This window comes from Mycobacterium heidelbergense (assembly GCF_010730745.1).
Classification (GTDB): Bacteria; Actinomycetota; Actinomycetes; order Mycobacteriales; family Mycobacteriaceae; genus Mycobacterium; species Mycobacterium heidelbergense.
In genome coordinates, this window is record NZ_AP022615.1 from 1,040,695 (window position 1) to 1,060,691 (window position 19,997).

Here is a 19,997-nt window from a genome sequence, read left to right on the forward strand (position 1 = left end):
TGCCGACACCCGCCGGCATCGCTATGGACCATTAGCGGGGCCCGTATTGACGATCGCCCGCATCGCCGAGACCCGGCACGATATAGGTGATTTCGTTGAGCCCGTCGTCGATGGCGGCCGTGAACAGTCGCGCGTTCGGCGCCGCCTTTTCCAGCGCCGCAATGCCCTCCGGTACGGCCACCGCACACAGCACAGTGATGTCCGTCGCGCCGCGGCGGTGCAGCAGACCCACGGTGTGCTTCATCGACCCGCCGGTGGCCAGCATGGGCTCTAGCACCATCACCGGCAGCTCGGTCAAGTCGTCGGGCAACGACTCCAGATAGCCGCTCGCCTGGTGGGTTTCCTCATCGCGGGCGACGCCGACGAATCCGACCCTGGCCTCTGGTAGCAGCGCGAGCGCCTGGTCGAGCATGCCCAGTCCGGCACGTAACACAGGCACCAGCAGGGGCGGGTTGGCCAGCCGCACGCCGAGCGTCTCGGCCAGCGGAGTGCGGATCGGAAATGTCTCGCGCCCCGCGTCGCGGGTGGCCTCGTAAACCAGCATCGCCGTCAGGTCGCGCAGCGCGGCCCGAAAAGCGGCATTGTCCGTGCGTTCATCGCGAAGCGTGGTCAACCGACCGGCGACCAGCGGGTGGTCGATGACGCGCACATCCACGAAAATTGACCCTATATAACGATCGGGCTTAGCTGTGCTGACACGCTCGCGCGCGTCCCGTCCGCGCCGTAATCCCACTCATATACTCCCCGAGTGCTTGCCAGCATTGTGGATCCGGGAAGGCTCGTGGCCAAGGGGTATCGGGCTCTGCGGGTGGGGAGTATTTTGCTGATTCTGGCGGCGCTGTGTGCGACGCCGGGCTTCCCATTGACCTCCCGGGTAGATCTCTCGGCGGCCGCGCTCCCCCGGCCCGCGCACGTGGTCATCGTGGTGGAGGAGAACCGTTCCGAGGGCAACATCATCGGCAGCAAGTCGACGCCCTTCATCAATGCGCTGGCCGCCCACGGCGCGAACATGGCCCAGTCGTTCGCCGAAGCACACCCCAGCGAGCCGAACTACTTGGCGCTCTTTGCCGGCAACACATTTGGAGTGACCAAGGACGTGTGCCCGGTCAATGGCGGCGCCGTACCCAATTTGGGTTCCGAATTACTCGCCGCCGGCTATACATTCATCGGCTATGCCGAAGACCTGCCCGCGGTCGGCTCGCCCGTTTGCAGCGCGGGCAAGTACGCGCGCAAGCATGTCCCGTGGGCCAACTTCACCAACGTCCCAGCGGCAAACTCGTTGCCGTTCTCCGCATTTCCGATGGGAAACTACGCCAACCTGCCGACCGTCGCGTTCGTCATTCCCAACAACGAGAACAACATGCACGACGGTTCGATCGCCGCGGGTGACGCCTGGCTGAACCGCCAGCTATCGGGGTACGCCAACTGGGCGGTGGCCAACAACAGCCTGCTCATCGTTACCTGGGACGAGGACGACAGCAGCAGCAGTCGCAACCAGATCCCGACGGTGATCTACGGCGCGCATGTGCAGCCCGGTACCTACAACGAGCAGATCAGCCACTACAGCGTGCTTTCCACCCTGGAACAGATGTACGGGCTGCCCAAGACGGGTAACGCGGTGAACGCCGCGCCGATCGCCACCATCTGGAGCCCGTAGCGGCTACCGGGCCGGGCAGCCGCGCCCGGCCGTCGCTATTCTGTGCCGCATGGCTGCTGACCTCGTGCCCATCCGCCTGAACCTGTCCGCTGGTGACCGCTACACCGTGTGGGCACCGCGCTGGCGTGACTCCGGCGACGAGTGGGAGGCGTTCCTTGGCAAGGACGACGACCTGTACGCCTTCGAGACAGTTTCCGATCTGGTCGCATTCGTGCGTTCCAACTCCGACAACGATCTGGTCGATCACCCGGCGTGGAAGGACCTGACAACCGCCCACGCGCACAAGCTCGATCCCGCCGAAGACAAGCGGTTCGATCTGATCGCCGTCGAGGAGCTGGTGGCCAAGAAGCCGACCGAGAAGTCGGTGACCGCGCTGGCGGAGACGTTGGCAATCGTGTCGTCCATCGGATCGGTGTGTGAGCTGGCTCCGGTTTCGAAGTTCTTCAACGGCAACCCCAGTCTCGGCACGGTGTCGGGCGGAATCGACTACTTCACCGGCAAGGCCGGCGCCAAACGCTGGAATTTGATCGCCGAGGTCATCGGGCACAGCTGGGACGGCGTGCTCAGCGCGATCGACGAGATCATCAGCACCCCCGAGGTCGATGCCGCGCTGTCGGCCAAGATCGAGGACGAACTGGCCGAAGAACCCGAAGAGGAAGCCGAACCGGCCGAGGACGCCGAGGACGCCGCCGAAGACACCGACTCGGCAGCCGACGAAGGCTCCGACGGCCAGGAGAAGGACCGCGCGGCCGACGACACCGTCGTGCTCGGCGGCGACAAGGACTTCTGGCTTCAGGTGGGCATCGACCCGATCCGCATCCTGACGAGCTCCGGCACGTTCTACACGCTTCGCTGCTACCTGGACGACCACCCAATCTTCCTGGGCCGCAACGGAAGAATCAGCGTGTTCAGCTCCGAGCGGGCGCTGGCGCGCTACCTCGCCGACGAGCACGACCACGACCTGGCGAACCTGAGCACCTACGACGACATCCGTACCGCCGCGACCGACGGCTCGCTGGCGGTCGAGGTCACCGACGACAACATCTACGTGCTAAGCGGGCTGGCCGATGACCTCGCCGACGGGCCGGACGCCGTGGATCGCGAGGAGCTCGACCTGGCCGTCGAGCTGCTCCGCGACATCGGCGACTACTCCGAGGAGAGCACGGTGGACAAGGCGCTCGACCCGGGCCGGCCGCTGGGCAAGCTGGTGGCCTACGTGCTGGAGCCCGGCTCCGTCGCGCCGCCCACGCCCCCTCATACCGCGGCGGTGCGGGAGTGGGAGAAGCTGGAGCAATTCGTCGATGGGCGGCTCAGGCGCGAATAGCGCGCGTTTGACGGGCCATCGAGACTCATCTTTACTGGCGGCAGCATCCGCCGCCGGACAGGCTACACGGGAGGGTGAGGTTGGTGTCGCTTCCCGGGATCGGCCCGTTACCCCTGTACGGGTTCCAGCGTCCGGGCATGTTGGTGTTCGGGCTGGTCCCGCTGGCGCTTTTCGCCGTCTACCTGATCGTCCAGACCCGACGCCGGCGCCGCCTGCGCCGGTTCACCGACGCGGAGGTGTCGCAGCCGCCGTGGCGGCACGTTCCGATCGCGGTTTCGCTGCTGTCCCTGATCCTGTTGACCATCGCGCTGGCCACCCCCACGCACGACATGCGCATCCCGCGCAACCGCGCCTGCGTCGTGCTGGTCATCGACATGTCGAACTCCATGCGGGCGACCGATGTCGAGCCCAACCGGCTGAAGGCGGCCGAGCAGGCGGCCGGCCAGTTCGCCAGCCAGCTGACACCGGGGATCAATCTCGGGCTGGTCGGTTTCGCGGGGACGCCCTACCTGCTGGTGCCGCCGACCCCCCAGCACCAGGCGGCCCTGGATGCGCTGAAGAAGCTTGAATTCGGCGACGGCACGGCGACCGGCGAGGCCATCTTCACCGCCCTGCACGCGGTCGGGGCCACCGCCGTCGTGGGCGGGGACACCCCGCCACCGGCCCGCATCGTGCTCCTGTCCGACGGCGGCGAGAACAAGCCGTCCGACCCGAACGATCCGCACGACGGCGCCTACACCGCGGCGCGCCTGGCCAAGGACCAGGGGGTGCCCATCTCGACGATCTCGTTCGGCACCAAGGCCGGCGAGATCGAGATGGACGGCCAGCGGGTGGCGGTGCCGGTGTCGACGGACCAGATGAAGACGATCGCCCGGCTGTCCGGCGGGCAGTCCTACACCGCCACCAACATCGGCGAACTCAACAAGAGCTACGGCGCCATCGAGAGCGACATCGGGTATCGCACCGTGCCCGGCCCCGGCAGCGCCGGGTGGCTGCGCCTGGGCGTCATCGCGGCGCTGGTCGCGACGGCGCTGGCCCTGTTGCTCAACCGACGGCTTCCGATCTGATCGCTCAGGCGGGCAGCCTGTTGTTCAGGACGAGACCGGCCAGCACGGCGCCGGCCAGGATCACCGCGCCGAGCAGCATCCAGGCGAGGCTGGCGTCGCCCTTCACGGTTTCGTAGCCGATCTGGCGCTGCAGCGTCGAATAGACTTGCTCGAGCGACTCCAGGCTGTCGGCGTGAAACGCCTGGCCGTCGGTGATCTTGCAGATTTCCTGCAGGGTCTGGTCGTCGACGGGAACCGGGATGGTGGCGCCCTCGTAGTCGACGGTGCCGTAGGGCGTGCCGAAGGAGATCGTCGAGATCTGCACCTCCTCGGCCTTGGCGGCCCGGGCGGCGGTGAACGCCCCCTGCGGGGCATTGGGATCGAGCGGGACGTTTTCGGCGCCGTCGGATTCCAGCACGATCCGCGCGGGTGGCGGGCCTTCGCCGCCGCCCATCACCGACCCGACCGTGGCGATCGCCTGCAGCGCGGTGAAAATGCCTTCTCCCGTCGCGGTTTTCGGCATGGGCTTCAGGCGGTCGATCGCCGCCTTGACGGCGCCGCGGTTCGTCGTCGGGGCGACCAGCAGCGAGGCGTTGGCCGCGAATTCGACCAGCCCCAGGTTGATGGCCGGCGTCAGCTCGTCGGCGAATTTCTTGCCGGCCTCCTGCGCGGCGGCGAGCCGGGTCGGCGGGACGTCGTTGGAGGCCATGGATTCCGAGACGTCGATGACCAGCATGACGACCGCACGGTTGAGCGGGATCCGGATGTCGGAGGTCGGCCCGGCCATGGCGGTGGTCAGCAGCACCAACGACGTGGCGAGCAGGATCGTCGGCACGTGCCGCCACCGGCCGGCGCGCATCGGCGCGACGCGCTCCAGCACCTCCATGTTGGCGAACCGCAGCACGCGCCGGCGCCGGGCGAATTGCACCGCGACATAGATCCCGATCATCAGCAGCACGATCAGCAGGAACAGGAAGAACCAGGCGTTCTGGAAGCCCGTGAGCGACACGGGGCCCAGCAGCGGCAGCTTCATGTCCAGCCACACTATTCGTCCCACGCCGACGGTGCATGGCCCGCCGGCGACCAGATCGCGGCCCTGGGCCGCGTATCCTTACCTCAAGGATCTAGTAAGGAGTTGCCGTGGACACTGCGGCCAAGCTGACATCAAAGGGACAGGTGACCATCCCGAAGGCAGTGCGCGACGCACTCGGTCTCAAAGAGGGCGACGACGTGATCTTCCGGGTGGAAGGCAATCGAGCGGTGCTGGCCCGGACACCAGACTTCCTCACCCTTGCCGAAACGATCCGGGTCCCGGCGGCGAAACGCAACGTCGCGTGGGATGAGGTGCTCCGCCGCACCAGGGCCGCTCGAGCCGCAGACCGCCGTTGACCGCGATCATCGACACCAACGTCCTTGTTCGTCATCTGACCGGCGATCCGCCTGAAATGGCGGCCCGGGCCACGGCCTACCTCGAGACCGAGCGAGAGTTACTGCTGACCGACCTCATCGTGGCGGAGACGGTGTATGTGTTGGAGTCCTTTTACCAAGCACCCCGTAGCCAAGTTGCCCAAGCCATGAGATCGCTCATCGCATTCGACTCGATGGTATGCGTGGACCCGGCGCTTCTTTTGCGTGCGATCGAGGTCTACGAGACCGACCGGATCGACTTCGCCGAGGCATACCTGGTCGCATGCGCCGAAAGCACCGGGATTAGCGAAATAGCCTCTTAGGACCGATCCATCGACCGCATCACTACGATCAAACGGATTGAACCACCACCGGTCTGATCCGCACCCGCGCGCATAGCCATCGAATGCCAGCGCAACCAGACAGCACGCAAAGAGCGCCGAAAACGTTGGGAACGCTGCCATTTCGGACCACGCGATGCGCCCGATGACGGCGAGCCGCCGTCCTAACCGATCAACACCGCATATCGCGGCTTGATCACCTCGTCGATGATCGCCAGCCGCTCGTCGAACGGGATGAACGCCGACTTCATCGCGTTGATGGTGAACCGCTCGAGGTCGCTCCACCCGTAGCCGAACGCCTCGACCAGCCGGTGCATTTCGAGGCTCATCGAGGTGTCGCTCATCAGCCGGTTGTCGGTGTTGACGGTCACCCGGAACCGCGTGCGGGCCAGCAGATCGAATGGGTGGTCGGCGATGCTTTTCACCGCCCCGGTCTGCACGTTGGAGCTGGGGCACAGCTCCAACGGAATTCGCTTGTCGCGCAGGATGGATGCCAGCCTGCCCAACCGGACTTCTCCGGTCTCGGGCCCGTCTCCCAGGACGTCGATGTCGTCGACGATGCGCACCCCGTGGCCGAGCCGGTCGGCGCCGCAGAACGCGATCGCCTCGTGGATCGACGGCAGCCCGAACGCCTCGCCGGCATGAATGGTGAAGCGCGCGTTGTTGTCTCGCATGTACTCGAAGGCGTCCAGGTGCCGCGTCGGCGGATTGCCGGCCTCGGCGCCCGCGATGTCGAACCCGACAACCCCCTTGTCCCGGAACCGGATCGCCAGCTCGGCGATCTCCCGCGACACCGCGGCGTGCCGCATGGCGGTGACCAACAGCCGCACCACAATCGGCCGGCCCGCGGCCGCACACGCCTTCTCCCCGTCGGCGAAACCCGCCAGCACGGCATCGACGATCTCGTCGAAGGACAGCCCGCGGTCGATGTGCAGCTCGGGGGCGAACCGCACCTCGGCGTAGACGACGGAATCCGCGGCCAGGTCCTCCACGCACTCGTAGGCGACGCGGTACAGCGCATCGGGCGTCTGCATCACCGCGACGGTGTGCGAGAACGGCTCCAGGTAGCGCTCCAGCGACCCGCTGTGCGACCGGGTGCGAAACCACGTCGCCAGCTCCTCGACGTCGGTGGCGGGCAGCCCGTCGTACCCGGTCTGGCCGGCGATGTCGATCACGGTCGCGGGGCGCAGCCCGCCGTCGAGGTGATCGTGCAGCAGGGCCTTGGGCGCCTTTTTGATCTGCGACATGTTCAGCGGTGACGTCATGTGCCGATCCGATCGATGATCAGCGGCCGCGAAACCGGCCGTGCGTCGCCCACGCTGTAGCCGCCGTCCAGCGCGGCCATCGCGGCGCCGAAGAGTTCGGGGGTATCGGTGTAGAGGGTGAACAGCGGCTCACCGGCCGCGACCGGCTCGCCGGGGCGACGGTGGATCCTGATTCCGGCGCCCGGCTGCACCGGATGGCCCGGACGGGACCTGCCCGCGCCGAGCCGCCAGCTTGCCAGCCCCACTGCCATCGCGTCGATATCGCCCATTGTGCCGCCCCGGCCGGCGGTCACGGTCTCGGAACACGAACCGATCGGCAACGGTACCGACAAATCACCGCCCTGGGCGGCGACGAGCCGGCGGAATCGGTCCATCGCGGTGCCGTCGCGCAGGGTCTGCGCGGGATCGCGGTTGTCGATCCCGGCCAGCTCGAGCATCTCGGCGGCCAGCCGCAACGTCAGCTCCACCACGTCGGGCGGCCCGCCGCCGGCCAGCACCTCCAGCGACTCGGCGACCTCGATCGCGTTGCCGACGGTCGCGCCCAGCGGGCGGTTCATGTCCGTCAGCAGCGCGCGGGTAGGCACCCCGTGCGCGGCGCCCAGCTCGATCATCGTGCGCGCCAGCTCCCGGCTGGCCGCCTCCGAGGTCATCAGCGCCCCGGACCCGACCTTCACGTCGAGCACCAGCGCGCCCGCCCCCTCGGCCAGCTTCTTGCTCATCACCGAGCTGGCGATCAGCGGCAGCGACTCGACGGTGGCGGTGACGTCGCGCAGCGCGTACAGCTTGGCGTCGGCCGGCGCCAGCTCGCCGGCGGCGAAGATGGCGGCGCCGACGTCGCGAAGCTGGTCGCGCACCCGCCGGTTGGACAGCTCGGCGGTGAACCCGGCGATGGAGTCCAGCTTGTCCAGGGTGCCCCCGGTGTGCCCGAGCCCGCGGCCCGACGCCTGGGGCACCGCCGCGCCGCAGGCGGCGACGACGGGCACCAGCGGCAGGGTGATCTTGTCCCCGACTCCGCCGGTCGAGTGCTTGTCGACGGTCGGCACGCGCAGGTCGGTGAAGTCCAGGCGCTCACCCGACGCCAGCATGGCCGCCGTCCACCGGGCGATCTCGCCGCGGTCCATGCCGCGCCACACGATCGCCATCAGCAGCGCCGACATCTGTTCGTCGGCGACCCGGCCGTCGGTGTAGGCGTCGATGACCCAGTCGATGGCGGCGTCGGACAACCGGCCGCCGTCGCGCTTGGTCCTGATCACCGCCGGCGCGTCGAATGCGAAGTCCGTCAAGGGCGTTCCCGCGGGAGATCGGCGCCGAACGCGTCGGGCAGCAGCTCGCCGAGGCCGCGGGGCCTCACCGGATGGTCGATCAGCAGCCCGGGGCCGCCGTGCTCCAGGAGCACCTGACGGCACCGCCCGCACGGCATCAGCGGGCGTCCTTGCGCGTCCACACACGCCAGCGCGACCAGCCGGCCCCCGCCGGTCGAATGCAGGGCGCTCACCACGCCGCATTCGGCACAGAGACCAAGGCCATATGAGACATTTTCCACATTGCAACCGGTGATGACGCGGCCGTCGTCGACCAGCGCGGCCGCCCCCACCGGGAATCGCGAGTACGGCGCGTAGGCCCCCTTTGCCGCCTGGATTGCCCTGTCGCGCAGCAGGTTCCAATCGACACCAGGCATAACGCGACCCCGCTCACCGATGGCTGACTTGAGACAGTCACCCTACCTCTGACACGGCGGTTCGGTCGGCGGACTGTTGGCGCAAGCCGCGACCCGGCCGCGTTAGGCTGAACTGCCCGAGCGTCGTTCAAAGCCAAGAAGGCGGTGAGGACTGGGTGAGCACACAGACGACTACCGCGGACCCGGCAACACGGCAGGGAGCGTCGCGCAAGCGCCGGCCGCCCCGGACCCTGTATCGGGGCGACCCCGGCATGTGGTCGTGGGTGCTGCATCGCATCAGCGGCGCGACGATCTTCTTCTTCCTGTTCGTCCACGTCCTGGACGCCGCGATGCTGCGGGTGAGCCCGCAGACCTACAACGGCGTGATCCACGACTATCAGACCCCGATCGTCGGCCTGATGGAATACGGCCTGGTCGCCGCGGTGGCATTCCATGGGCTGAACGGGATCCGGGTCATCCTGATCGACTTCTGGTCCGAGGGGCCGCGGTATCAGCGGCTGATGTTGTGGATCGTCGGCGTCGTCTTCCTGCTGCTCATGGTTTCGGCCGGCGTGGTGATCGGCATCCACATCATGGAGCACGTCCGGTGAGCAGCCCCGACCTGCAGCTCGGACGCGGCCAGATCGCGCCGGTGCGGCAGCGCTCCCACGACCGCCCCGCCAGCCTGGACAACCCGCGCTCGCCGCGGCGCCGGGCCGGCATCCCGAACTTCGAGAAGTTCGCCTGGCTGTTCATGCGGTTCTCGGGCATCGCGCTGTTTTTCCTGGCGATCGGGCACCTGTTCATCATGCTGATGTGGGACGACGGCGTGTACCGCATCGACTTCAACTACGTGGCGCAGCGCTGGGCCTCGCCGTTCTGGCAGTTCTGGGACCTGGCGCTGCTGTGGCTGGCGCAGTTGCACGGCGGCAACGGCCTGCGCACCATCATCGACGACTACAGCCGCAAGGACCGCACCCGCTTCTGGCTGAACAGCCTGCTGCTGTTCTCGATGGGGTTCACGCTGGTGCTGGGCACCTACGTGCTGGTGACCTTCGATCCGAACATCGGAGGCTGACATGTTTGCGCCACCTCCTCCTCATCGCTCCGCTCTGCATCGTCGGAGGCTGACGAGGTGATCCAGCAACACCGATACGACGTGGTGATCGTCGGCGCGGGCGGCGCCGGGATGCGGGCCGCCGTCGAGGCCGGCCCCCGCGTGCGCACCGCGGTGCTGACCAAGCTGTATCCCACCCGCAGCCACACCGGCGCCGCCCAGGGCGGCATGTGCGCCGCTTTGGCCAACGTCGAGGACGACAACTGGGAATGGCACACCTTCGACACGGTCAAGGGCGGCGACTATCTCGCCGACCAGGACGCGGTGGAGATCATGTGCCGGGAGGCCATCGACGCCGTGCTGGACCTGGAGAAGATGGGGATGCCGTTCAACCGCACCCCCGAGGGCCGCATCGACCAGCGCCGCTTCGGCGGGCACACCCGCGACCACGGCAAGGCCCCGGTGCGCCGGGCGTGCTACGCCGCCGACCGCACCGGCCACATGATTTTGCAGACCCTGTACCAGAACTGCGTCAAGCACGACGTGGAGTTCTTCAACGAGTTCTACGCGCTGGACCTGGTTTTGACGCAGACGCCGAGCGGCCCGGTGGCCACCGGTGTGGTCGCGTACGAGTTGGCGACGGGCGAGATCCACGTCTTCCACGCCAAGGCCGTCGTGATCGCGACCGGCGGTTCGGGCCGGATGTACAAGACCACCTCCAACGCGCACACGCTGACCGGCGACGGCATCGGCATCGTGTTCCGCAAGGGACTCCCGTTGGAGGACATGGAGTTTCACCAGTTCCATCCGACCGGCCTGGCCGGCCTGGGCATCCTGATCTCCGAGGCGGTGCGCGGCGAGGGCGGCCGGCTGCTCAACGGCGACGGCGAGCGGTTCATGGAGCGCTACGCCCCGACGATCGTCGACCTGGCGCCGCGGGACATCGTCGCGCGCTCAATGGTTTTGGAGGTCTTGGAGGGCCGTGGCGCCGGCCCGCACAAGGACTACGTCTACATCGACGTCCGCCACCTCGGCGAGGACGTGCTGGAGGCCAAGCTGCCCGACATCACCGAGTTCGCCCGCACCTACCTGGGCGTGGACCCGGTGCACGAGCTGGTTCCCGTCTACCCGACGTGCCATTACCTGATGGGTGGCATCCCGACCACCGTCACCGGACAAGTGTTGCGGGACAACACTTCCGTCGTTCCGGGGCTGTACGCGGCCGGTGAGTGCGCGTGCGTGTCGGTGCACGGCGCCAACCGGCTGGGCACCAACTCGCTGCTGGACATCAACGTCTTCGGCCGCCGGGCCGGCATCGCCGCCGTTCATTACGCGCGGGGGCACGACTTCGTCGACATGCCGCCGGAGCCGGCGGCGATGGTGATCGGCTGGGTGGGCGACATCCTCTCCGAGCACGGCGACGAGCGCGTCGCCGACATCCGCGGCGCGCTGCAGCAGACGATGGACAACAACGCCGCGGTGTTCCGCACCGAGGAGACGCTGAAGCAGGCTTTGACGGACATCCACGCGCTGAAGGAGCGCTATTCCCGAATCACCGTGCACGACAAGGGAAAACGTTTCAACAGCGACCTGCTGGAGGCCATCGAGCTCGGCTTTCTGCTGGAGCTGGCCGAGGTCACCGTGGTGGGCGCGTTGAACCGCAAGGAATCCCGCGGCGGGCACGCCCGCGAGGACTATCCGAACCGCGACGACGTCAACTACATGCGCCACACGATGGCCTACAAGCAGGGCACCGACCTGCTCAGCGACATCGCGCTGGACTTCAAGCCCGTCGTGCAAACCCGCTACGAACCCAAGGAACGGAAGTACTGATGGCCGAGCCGGCCCTGCCGCCCATCCCCGACGGCGCGGTGATGGTGACCGTGAAGATCGCCCGGTTCAACCCCGACCAGCCCGACGCCTTCGCGGAAACCGGTGGCTGGCAAAGCTTTCGGGTGCCCTGCCTGCCCAGCGACCGGGTGCTCAACCTGCTCATCTACATCAAGAGCTACCTCGACGGGACGCTGACCTTCCGGCGCTCCTGCGCCCACGGGGTGTGCGGGTCGGACGCCATGCGCATCAACGGGGTCAACCGGCTGGCCTGCAAGGTGCTGATGCGCGACCTGCTGCCCACCCAGAAAAAGGGGAGGGGGCCGGGCAAGCCGCTGACCGTCACCGTCGAGCCGATCCGCGGGCTGCCCGTGGAGAAGGACCTCGTGGTCGACATGGAGCCGTTCTTCGACGCCTACCGCGCGGTGAAGCCCTACCTGATCACCACCGGCAACCCCCCGACGCGCGAACGCATCCAGAGCCCGACCGACCGCGCCCGCTACGACGACACCACCAAGTGCATCCTGTGCGCGTGCTGCACCACCAGTTGCCCGATCTTCTGGCACGAGGGCAGCTACTACGGTCCCGCGGCGATCGTCAACGCGCACCGCTTCATCTTCGACAGCCGCGACGAGGCCGCCGCCGAGCGCCTGGACATCCTCAACGAGGTCGACGGCGTGTGGCGGTGCCGGACCACGTTCAACTGCACCGAATCCTGCCCGCGCGGCATCGAGGTCACCAAGGCCATCCAGGAGGTCAAGCGCGCGATCATGTTCTCGCGCTGAGCGCCCTTTTTTGGCCGCGAGCGTGCGCAGTTGTACGTCCGCGCGCGGCGTGTCGTGTACAAACACGCACGCTCGCGGCAAAAGGCGCAAAAGGGCCAAAAAGTGGGCCGTCACGTATTGGCGGGCCGTCTCGTCTGAGGGGTATGACACAGAAAACCCGCATCGAGCCCCTGCCCCCGAAGCGCGCCGGACTGCTGACCCGCGTCATGTACCGGGTGGCCAAGCGGCGCTACGGCCAGGCTCCCGAGCCGTTCGCCGTCGCCGCGCACCACCGCAAGCTGATGATCGCCAGCGCCGTGCACGAAACCATGCTCGACCGGGCGTCGACAACGCTGCCCGTCAGCGTCCGCGAACTCGCGGTGTTGTGGACCGCGCGCGCCATCGGCTGCTCGTGGTGCGTGGACTTCGGGTCCATGCTGCAGCGCCTCGACGGCCTCGACATGGAACGCCTCAGGGAGATCGACAATTACGCCACCTCAACGGCTTTCACCGACGACGAGCGCGCCGCCATCGCCTACGCCGACGCGATGACCGCCGACCCGCACACCGTCACCGACGAGCAGGTCGCCGACCTGCGGGCCCGCTTCGGCGACGCCGGGGTGATCGAGCTGACCTATCAGATCGGGGTGGAGAACATGCGGGCGCGGATGAACACCGCGCTGGGCATCACCGAGCAGGGCTTCAATTCCGGTGACGCGTGCCGCATCCCGTGGGTCACCGCGAGCTAGAGTGGCGGCATGCGCGTCTGGGAGCTGGGCTCGGGCCGGCTCATGGTTGCCGGCGGGTTTTCGGACCTGGCCGTGCACCATCACCCCGCGGTCCAGGTCACGCTCGGTGGACGCGGCGCTTTGCGGATCACCCGCGACGGCGACACGCAGCGCGCCTGCCGGCTGGTCGTGGTCGGCAGCGGAGCGCGCCACGCGGTGCGCTCGGATTCGGGATCCGGGGCGTTGACGCTGTACTTCGGGCTGCAGACGCCGGAGGGCGTCGCGCTGAATGCGTTGGCGCGTCACGGTGTCCGGATCGTCGATGACGGGCGGCAGCTGGCCGAGAGGACGGCCGCGCTGCTGGACGCCGACGGCCCGCGCGCCGCGGCGGATTTCCTCGTCGGCGAGCTGTGCGGCATGGACCGCCCGCGCCCTCGGCCCGTTCACCCGCAGCTGCGGCGGGCGATCGACGTCGTGTCCAGCCGGGTGCCGGACCACCTCGACGTGGCCTCGGTCGCGGGCGCCGTTGCGCTGTCACCCGATTACCTCGGGCGGCTGTGTAAACAACAGACCGGCGTCTCGTTCTCGGCCACGATCCGCTGGACGCGGCTGGTGTCCGCCGTGGGCCACCTCCTCGACGGCCGCTCCGTCACGGATGCCGCCCACCTGGCCGGGTTCGCCGACGGCTCGCACGCCAACAGGGTGTGCTGGGAGATGACCGGCGCGGCGCCGCGCGAGCTCGCCGAAGCGGTTCGCGAATCCCGGATCTGACGGATCCGTACAAGCGTTCCCGTCGTGGTTGGCCCACGCTTGGGGCATGCCCGTGATGTCCCGGCCCGAACCCGCATCCCGCCGCAAGCACCAACAACACGAAGGAAATCCCATGGCACCGTTACGTATTCGCGCCCAAGCCGCCGTGGTCCGCGGCCTCTTCGCCTTGCCCAGGCCGGCCCGCCGGCTGCTGGCGGGCGCGCCGTTGCGGATCGACGGGCAGGAACTGGACCTCGACGCCCAGCTTGCCATCCGTCTCAAAAACGCCTCGGGCTCCGACGTTTTCGCCGGCCGCATCGAGGAGGCCCGGGCCCGGTACGACGGGCTTCCGCTCATCGTCGGCTACGAACCGGCCCGACCCGTCACGCCGCTCGAGGTCGGCATCCCCGCCGAGCACGGCGTCATCCCGGCCACCCTGTACACCCCCGCGGACGCGCCCGACCCGTCCGGGCTGCTGGTGTATTACCACGGCGGCGGCTTCTCGGTCGGCTCACGGATCAGCCACCAACCCGTCGCGCGTTTCGTGGCGCATCACGCCGGCGTGCGGGTGCTGTCGGTCGACTACCGGCGCGCGCCCGAGCACCCGTTCCCCGCCGCCCTCGAGGACGCGGCCGCCGCGTTCGAGTACGCGCACCGCCACGCCGCCGACCTGGGCGCGGACCCCGACCGCATCGCGGTCGGCGGCGACAGCGCCGGCGGCAACCTCGCCGCGGTGACCGCGCAGCAGGCGGCGCGACGGGGCGGCGCGGTCCCGGCGTTTCAGCTGCTGATGTACCCGCCGACGGACCTCAGCACGCGCCCGCCTTCCCGCGAGCTGTTCGCGCGCGGCTCGACGTTCACCGACGACGACCTGCGGTGGGCCCTGGCCAACTACGTGCCCCCGGGGACCGACCTGAGCGACCCGCGGCTGTCACCGCTGCACGGCGAGGCTACCGGCCTGCCGCCGGCCTACATCGCCAGCGCCGGCTTCGACCCGCTGCGCGACGACGCCGTGCTCTACGCGGACAAGCTGCGGGCCGGCGGGATCCCGGTGACGCTGAGCCTCCAGCTCGACCTGCCCCACGGCTACCTCAACTTCGTCGGCCTCGGCGGCCGGTTCGCCGAAGCCGCCGTCGAGGCCGCCGGCGCGCTGCGGCTCGGTCTCGCCGGGCGCCCGCGCGTCAGGGTCGCCGGCGCAGCGGAGAGCCGGTGAACTTGTCCGGGTTGGCGACATCCCAGAGGGCGCAGACCTTTCCGTCGCGCACCGTGACCGCCGTGATCCGCGGCATCATCTCCCGATACCCGTCACCGGCGGGGCAGCCGCCCGTGTAGATGCCCAGCTCGCCGTTGACCAGCCCCAGCTGATACGACGCGAACATCGCCGGGCCGTACCGTCGCGCCAGGCCCACCATGAACCGGACCACCTTGTCCGCGCCGTGGATGACCTGAACCGCCGTGGGCGCCTTGCCATCCGAATCGCCGGTGAACGTCACGTCCGGATGCAACAGCGCCACCACGGCGTTCACGTCGCCCGCGGCCATGGCCGCCAACAACTTGCCGACGACCTCGTCGTGCGACGGATCGGGTTTCGGCGGCGGCTCCGCGGCGACGGCCTTGCGGGCCCGCGACGCCAGCTGCCGCGCCGCCGGCTCGTTGGTTCCCAGCACCTCGGCCACCTCGGCGAAGGGCACCGCGAACCCGTCGTGCAGCACGAACGCGACCCGCTGGTCGGGAGACAGGCGCTCCAGCACCACCATCGCCGCGAACCGGGCGTCCTCGCGGGCCACCACGGCGGACAGCGGATCCGTTTCGTCCAAGCCGGTGACCACCGGCTCGGGCAGCCAATTGCCGGTGTAGGCCTCGCGGCGGTGCGCGGCCGAGCGCAACCGGTCCAGGCCGAGCCGGCTGACGACGGTGGTCAGCCACGCGCGTAGGTCCGTGATCGCCTGGTTCTGCCCGTGCCAGCGCAGCCACGCTTCCTGGACGATGTCCTCGGCGTCGGCCACGGTGCCGGTCAGCCGATAGGCGACCGCCATGAGATGCGGCCGCAGGGCCTCGAATTCGGTGACCTGCGTTGAGGTCATGGCTCCAGGCTAGCGTTAGGCTCGCACACAACATGACCGACCACCTTTGGCTGCACTTCGCCCGGCACGGCCCGGGGATCACGCCGCCGATCATCGCCCGCGGCGAGGGCGTCACCATCTTCGACGACCGCGGCAAGCCCTACCTGGACGCGCTGTCCGGCCTGTTCACCGTGCAGGTCGGCCACGGCCGCACCGAGCTCGCCGAGGTCGCCGCCCGGCAGGCGAGCACGCTGGCGTTCTTCCCGCTGTGGGGATACGCCACCCCGACCGCGATCGAGCTCGCCGAGCGCCTCGCGCGCTACGCCCCGGGCGACCTGAACCGCGTCTTCTTCACCACCGGCGGCACCGAGGCCGTCGAGACCGCCTGGAAGGTGGCCAAGCAGTACTTCAAGCTCACCGGCAAACCCGGTAAGCACAAGGTGATTTCGCGGTCGGTCGCCTACCACGGCACCACGCAGGGCGCGCTGGCGATCACCGGGCTGCCGCGCTACAAGGCGCCGTTCGAGCCGGTGACCCCGGGCGGCTTCCGGGTGCCCAACACCAACTTCTACCGCGCGCCGGAGCCATTCGCCAACGACGCGAAGGCCTTCGGGCGGTGGGCCGCCGACCGGATCGCCGAGGCGATCGAGTTCGAAGGGCCCGACACCGTCGCCGCGGTGTTCCTGGAGCCGGTGCAGAACGCGGGCGGCAGCATTCCCGCTCCCCCAGGCTATTTCGAACGGGTGCGGGAAATCTGCGACGAGTACGACGTGTTGCTGGTCTCCGACGAGGTGATCTGCGCGTTCGGCCGGATCGGGTCGATGTTCGCCTGTGACGACGTCGGCTACGTGCCCGACATGATCACCTGCGCCAAGGGCATGACGTCGGGCTACTCGCCGATCGGCGCGATGATCGCCAGCGAGCGATTGTTCGAGCCGTTCAACGACGGCGAAACCATGTTCCCGCACGGCTATACCTTCGGCGGCCACCCGGTGTCGGCGGCCGTGGCGCTGGCCAACCTCGACATCTTCGAGCGCGAGGGCCTCAATGATCGCGTCAAGGAGCACGCGCCCGCCTTCCGCGCCACCCTGGAGAAGCTGTACGACCTGCCCATCGTCGGCGACGTCCGCGGCGAGGGGTACTTCTACGGCGTCGAACTGGTCAAGGACCGGGCGACCAGGCAGACCTTCAGCGACGACGAGCGCCGGCCGCTGCTGCGCCGGGTCTCGTCGGCGCTGTTCGAGGCCGGGCTCTATTGCCGCACCGACGATCGCGGCGATTCCGTCATCCAGCTGGCGCCGCCGCTGATCAGCGGCCAGGCCGAGTTCGACACCATCGAGGCCACCCTGCGCGGCGTGCTCGAACACCTCTGACCGCGAGACTGCAACTAGCGACACGTTTCGCGAGTAGCGCCGTCGTGGAATGCAGTTTCGCGGCAAAGGTGAGTAACTTCCGTCCCACCAGTCACAGCGCGGCTCCCCGGAATCCGGCCGCGGATCGCCTAGTCTGCACACACAATGAACTTCCTACGCCCCGTGTCTTGCCTGGCAGCGGCCGTTTTTTTGGTGGCCGCGCCGGTGGCACCCGCGTTCGCCGAACCGCCCCCGCAGCCCAACGCCGGCCCCGGGAACTGCCCGTACCAGGTGAACACCCCGCCCGCGGTGGATTCGTCGGAGGTCCCCACGGCCGGTGACCCGCCGATCCCGCTGGCGGTGCCCCCGAAGCCGGTCGGCGGCGAGGCGCTGGGCGGCTGCGGCATCGTCGCCGCGCCCGGCACGCCGCCGCTGCCGGGCGACGTGTCCGCCGACGCGTGGCTGGTGGCGGACCTGGACAGCGGCGCGGTGATCGCCGCCAAGGATCCGCACGGCCGTCACCGCCCGGCCAGCATCATCAAGGTGCTGGTCGCGATGGCCTCCCTCAACACGCTGCCGCTCAACAAGTCCGTCCAGGGAACCGACGACGACGCGGCCGCCGAGGGCACCAAGGTCGGCGTCCAGGCCGGCGGCGTGTACACGGTCAACCAGCTGCTGCACGGGCTGCTGATGCACTCCGGCAACGACGCCGCGCACGCGCTGGCCATGCAGCTCGGCGGCATGCAGACCGCGCTGGAGAAGATCAATGTGCTGGCCGCCAAGCTCGGCGGCCGCGACACCCGGGCGGCGACACCGTCCGGGCTGGACGGGCCCGGCATGAGCACCTCGGCCTACGACGTCGGCCTGTTCTACCGCTACGCCTGGCAGAACCCCACCTTCGCCGACATCGTCGCGACCCGGACGTTCGACTTCCCCGGCCACGGCGACCACCCCGGCTACGAGCTGGAAAACGACAACCAGCTGCTCTACAAGTATCCCGGCGCGCTGGGCGGCAAGACCGGCTACACCGACGACGCCGGGCAGACCTTCGTGGGCGCCGCCAACCACGACGGGCGCCGGCTGGTGGCGGTGCTGCTGCACGGGACGCGGCAGCCGATCGCGCCGTGGGAGCAGGCGGCGCACCTGCTGGACTACGGGTTTTCCACGCCGCAGGGCACCCAGGTCGGCACGCTGATCGAGCCCGACCCCTCGCTGCTGCCCACCAGGCACGACGCGGCCGACCGGCCGGGCAATGCCGCTCAGGCCGCCGGGCTGGTGCCGGCGGCGGACGCGCTGCCGGTGCGGGTGGGCGTCGGTGTCGTCGGCGCCGTCATCGTGTTTAGTTTGATCATGGCCGCGCGCTCGATGAACCGCCGACCCCAACACCGGTGAGATCGCGGCCCGCGCGGTCGCGGGGCCCGCTGCTTGGGCTCACCGCCGCCGGCGTCGGCGTCATCTACGGCTACGACCTGTCCATCATCGCCGGCGCGCAGCTGTTCGTCACCGAGGATTTCGGGCTCACGACGCGGCAGCAGGAACTGCTGACGACGATGGTGGTGCTCGGCCAGATCGCCGGGGCGCTCGGCGCCGGCGTGCTCGCCAACGCGATCGGGCGCAAGAGGTCGATGGTGGGAATCCTCGTCGCTTACGCGGCGTTCGCGCTGCTGGGCGCGCTCTCGCCGGCGCTGCCGATGCTGCTGGCGGCGCGGCTGCTGCTGGGTCTGACCATCGGCGTGACGGTGGTGGTCGTCCCGGTATACGTGGCGGAGTCGGCTCCGGCGGCGGTGCGCGGCTCGCTGCTGACGGCCTATCAGCTGGCGATCGTCAGCGGGCTCATCGTCGGCTACCTCACCGGCTATCTGCTGGCCGGCAGCCACGGCTGGCGATGGATGCTGGGGCTGGCCACCGTGCCGGCAATGCTGTTGCTGCCCTTGGTGATTCGGCTGCCCGATACGGCCCGGTGGTACCTGCTCAAGGGCCGGGTCGACGACGCCCGCGCCGCCCTGCTGCGCGCCGAGCCCACCGCGAACGTCGACGAGGAGCTTGCCGAGATGGCAACCGCCCTGGGCGAAGGTGGCGGCGGCCTGTCCGAGATGCTGCGAAGGCCATACCTGCGCGCCACCGTCTTCGTGATCACGCTCGGCTTCCTGATCCAGATCACCGGCATCAACGCGATCATCTATTACAGCCCCCGAATATTCGAAGCCATGGGCTTCACCGGCAATTTCGCGCTGCTGGCCCTGCCGGCGCTCGTTCAGGTCGCCGGCTTGGCGGCCGTGGGCGCCGCGCTGCTGCTCGTCGACCGGCTGGGCCGGCGCCCAATCCTGTTGTCCGGCATAGCCATGATGATCGCCGCCGACGTCGTCCTGATAGCGGTGTTCGCCCGGGGTCTGGGCGGCGCGATCCTCGGGTTCGCCGGCATACTGCTGTTCATCATCGGCTATACCCTGGGTTTCGGCTCCCTGGGCTGGGTGTACGCGAGCGAAAGCTTCCCGACCCGGCTGCGGTCCCTCGGCTCGAGCACGATGCTCACCTCCAACCTCGTGGCCAACGCCATCGTCGCCGCCGTTTTCCTGACCCTGCTGCATTCCCTGGGCGGCGCGGGGACTTTCGCGGTGTTCGCGGCTTTCGCGGTGGTCGCCTTCGGCTTCGTCCACCGGTACGCGCCGGAGACCAAGGGGCGCCAGCTCGAGGACATCCGGCACTTCTGGGAAAACGGTGGGCGGTGGGAAAACCCGTGCCCCTGATCGGCGCCG

20 protein-coding genes and 1 pseudogene are annotated in these 19,997 nt (G+C 68.9%); 15 read left to right on the top strand and 6 right to left on the bottom strand.

Annotation, left to right across the window (positions count from 1 at the left end):
- Positions 1 to 31: 31 nt before the first annotated feature.
- Positions 32 to 655, bottom strand: coding sequence for a uracil phosphoribosyltransferase (gene upp / locus G6N25_RS04905; protein WP_083076380.1), 624 nt, complete (start codon positions 653 to 655; stop codon positions 32 to 34).
- A 162-nt stretch (positions 656 to 817) separates the two neighbouring features.
- On the opposite strand from upp, the gene G6N25_RS04910 reads away from it, so the two are divergent.
- The 3 genes from G6N25_RS04910 to G6N25_RS04920 all read left to right on the top strand — a co-directional run bounded on the left by G6N25_RS04910 (position 818) and on the right by G6N25_RS04920 (position 4,048).
- Entirely contained in the window at positions 818 to 1,657 is an 840-nt protein-coding gene (locus G6N25_RS04910; protein ID WP_232065917.1) for an alkaline phosphatase family protein, read from the top strand.
- Positions 1,658 to 1,706: 49 nt separating this feature from the next.
- Positions 1,707 to 2,981 (top strand): protein export chaperone SatS, encoded by a 1,275-nt coding sequence (gene satS, locus G6N25_RS04915; protein WP_083076376.1) that lies wholly within the window; start codon positions 1,707 to 1,709, stop codon positions 2,979 to 2,981.
- Between the two features lie 83 nt (positions 2,982 to 3,064).
- Positions 3,065 to 4,048 (top strand): VWA domain-containing protein, encoded by a 984-nt coding sequence (locus G6N25_RS04920; RefSeq protein ID WP_083076372.1) that lies wholly within the window; start codon positions 3,065 to 3,067, stop codon positions 4,046 to 4,048.
- A 4-nt stretch (positions 4,049 to 4,052) separates the two neighbouring features.
- Here G6N25_RS04920 and G6N25_RS04925 read toward each other — a convergent pair whose 3' ends face one another.
- Positions 4,053 to 5,060 carry a VWA domain-containing protein gene (locus tag G6N25_RS04925; protein ID WP_083076392.1) on the bottom strand — a complete coding sequence of 336 codons (1,008 nt, stop codon included), beginning with the start codon at positions 5,058 to 5,060 and terminating at the stop codon, positions 4,053 to 4,055.
- 107 nt (positions 5,061 to 5,167) lie between these two features.
- On the opposite strand from G6N25_RS04925, the gene G6N25_RS04930 reads away from it, so the two are divergent.
- Both G6N25_RS04930 and G6N25_RS04935 read left to right on the top strand, forming a co-directional pair.
- Positions 5,168 to 5,416, top strand: coding sequence for an AbrB/MazE/SpoVT family DNA-binding domain-containing protein (locus G6N25_RS04930; RefSeq protein ID WP_083076368.1), 249 nt, complete (start codon positions 5,168 to 5,170; stop codon positions 5,414 to 5,416).
- A complete protein-coding gene (locus tag G6N25_RS04935) occupies positions 5,413 to 5,757 on the top strand; it encodes a PIN domain-containing protein (protein ID WP_083076364.1) in 345 nt (114 codons plus the stop codon). The genes G6N25_RS04930 and G6N25_RS04935 overlap by 4 nt, the downstream gene beginning before the upstream one ends.
- A gap of 182 nt (positions 5,758 to 5,939) precedes the next feature.
- Here the strand turns inward: G6N25_RS04935 and G6N25_RS04940 are convergent, their stop codons facing one another.
- The 3 genes from G6N25_RS04940 to G6N25_RS04950 are packed head-to-tail and all read right to left on the bottom strand — an operon-like array spanning position 5,940 to position 8,718.
- The gene (locus tag G6N25_RS04940; protein WP_083076360.1) at positions 5,940 to 7,040 is read right to left on the bottom strand and encodes an adenosine deaminase; all 1,101 of its coding nucleotides are present in this window, start codon (positions 7,038 to 7,040) and stop codon (positions 5,940 to 5,942) included.
- Positions 7,037 to 8,323 (bottom strand): thymidine phosphorylase, encoded by a 1,287-nt coding sequence (locus G6N25_RS04945; protein WP_083076357.1) that lies wholly within the window; start codon positions 8,321 to 8,323, stop codon positions 7,037 to 7,039. The genes G6N25_RS04940 and G6N25_RS04945 overlap by 4 nt, the downstream gene beginning before the upstream one ends.
- Positions 8,320 to 8,718 carry a cytidine deaminase gene (locus tag G6N25_RS04950; protein WP_083076353.1) on the bottom strand — a complete coding sequence of 133 codons (399 nt, stop codon included), beginning with the start codon at positions 8,716 to 8,718 and terminating at the stop codon, positions 8,320 to 8,322. The genes G6N25_RS04945 and G6N25_RS04950 overlap by 4 nt, the downstream gene beginning before the upstream one ends.
- 251 nt (positions 8,719 to 8,969) lie before the next feature.
- Here G6N25_RS04950 and sdhC point away from each other — a divergent pair, with 251 nt between their 5' ends.
- The 7 genes and pseudogenes from sdhC (at position 8,970) to G6N25_RS04985 (ending at position 15,039) form a co-directional block, all read left to right on the top strand.
- Complete coding sequence (gene sdhC, locus G6N25_RS04955; protein WP_232065918.1) at positions 8,970 to 9,308, top strand: succinate dehydrogenase, cytochrome b556 subunit; 339 nt, start codon at positions 8,970 to 8,972, stop codon at positions 9,306 to 9,308.
- Positions 9,305 to 9,775 (top strand): succinate dehydrogenase hydrophobic membrane anchor subunit, encoded by a 471-nt coding sequence (locus tag G6N25_RS04960; protein WP_083076346.1) that lies wholly within the window; start codon positions 9,305 to 9,307, stop codon positions 9,773 to 9,775. Before sdhC ends, G6N25_RS04960 begins: the two co-directional genes overlap by 4 nt.
- Before the next feature lie 57 nt (positions 9,776 to 9,832).
- A complete protein-coding gene (gene sdhA / locus G6N25_RS04965; RefSeq protein WP_083076343.1) occupies positions 9,833 to 11,587 on the top strand; it encodes a succinate dehydrogenase flavoprotein subunit in 1,755 nt (584 codons plus the stop codon).
- A complete protein-coding gene (locus G6N25_RS04970; protein WP_083076339.1) occupies positions 11,587 to 12,369 on the top strand; it encodes a succinate dehydrogenase iron-sulfur subunit in 783 nt (260 codons plus the stop codon). Before sdhA ends, G6N25_RS04970 begins: the two co-directional genes overlap by 1 nt.
- Before the next feature lie 110 nt (positions 12,370 to 12,479).
- A pseudogene (locus G6N25_RS04975) lies at positions 12,480 to 13,097 on the top strand (carboxymuconolactone decarboxylase family protein); the annotation flags it as partial.
- 9 nt (positions 13,098 to 13,106) lie between these two features.
- Positions 13,107 to 13,847, top strand: a complete 741-nt coding sequence (locus tag G6N25_RS04980; RefSeq protein WP_083076332.1) for a helix-turn-helix transcriptional regulator — start codon at positions 13,107 to 13,109, stop codon at positions 13,845 to 13,847.
- Positions 13,848 to 13,959: 112 nt separating this feature from the next.
- On the top strand, positions 13,960 to 15,039 hold the full coding sequence (locus tag G6N25_RS04985; protein WP_163672372.1) for an alpha/beta hydrolase: 1,080 nt from the start codon (positions 13,960 to 13,962) through the stop codon (positions 15,037 to 15,039).
- Here G6N25_RS04985 and G6N25_RS04990 read toward each other — a convergent pair.
- Positions 15,008 to 15,910, bottom strand: a complete 903-nt coding sequence (locus tag G6N25_RS04990; RefSeq protein ID WP_083076329.1) for a sigma-70 family RNA polymerase sigma factor — start codon at positions 15,908 to 15,910, stop codon at positions 15,008 to 15,010. The genes G6N25_RS04985 and G6N25_RS04990 overlap by 32 nt on opposite strands.
- 32 nt (positions 15,911 to 15,942) lie before the next feature.
- Here G6N25_RS04990 and G6N25_RS04995 point away from each other — a divergent pair, with 32 nt between their 5' ends.
- From G6N25_RS04995 to G6N25_RS05005, 3 genes are all read left to right on the top strand, one after another.
- Positions 15,943 to 17,262 carry an aspartate aminotransferase family protein gene (locus G6N25_RS04995; RefSeq protein ID WP_083076325.1) on the top strand — a complete coding sequence of 440 codons (1,320 nt, stop codon included), beginning with the start codon at positions 15,943 to 15,945 and terminating at the stop codon, positions 17,260 to 17,262.
- 144 nt (positions 17,263 to 17,406) lie between these two features.
- The gene (locus G6N25_RS05000) at positions 17,407 to 18,633 is read left to right on the top strand and encodes a D-alanyl-D-alanine carboxypeptidase family protein (protein ID WP_083076322.1); all 1,227 of its coding nucleotides are present in this window, start codon (positions 17,407 to 17,409) and stop codon (positions 18,631 to 18,633) included.
- A complete protein-coding gene (locus tag G6N25_RS05005; RefSeq protein ID WP_083076319.1) occupies positions 18,630 to 19,988 on the top strand; it encodes a sugar porter family MFS transporter in 1,359 nt (452 codons plus the stop codon). Before G6N25_RS05000 ends, G6N25_RS05005 begins: the two co-directional genes overlap by 4 nt.
- The last annotated feature ends 9 nt before the right edge of the window (positions 19,989 to 19,997 follow it).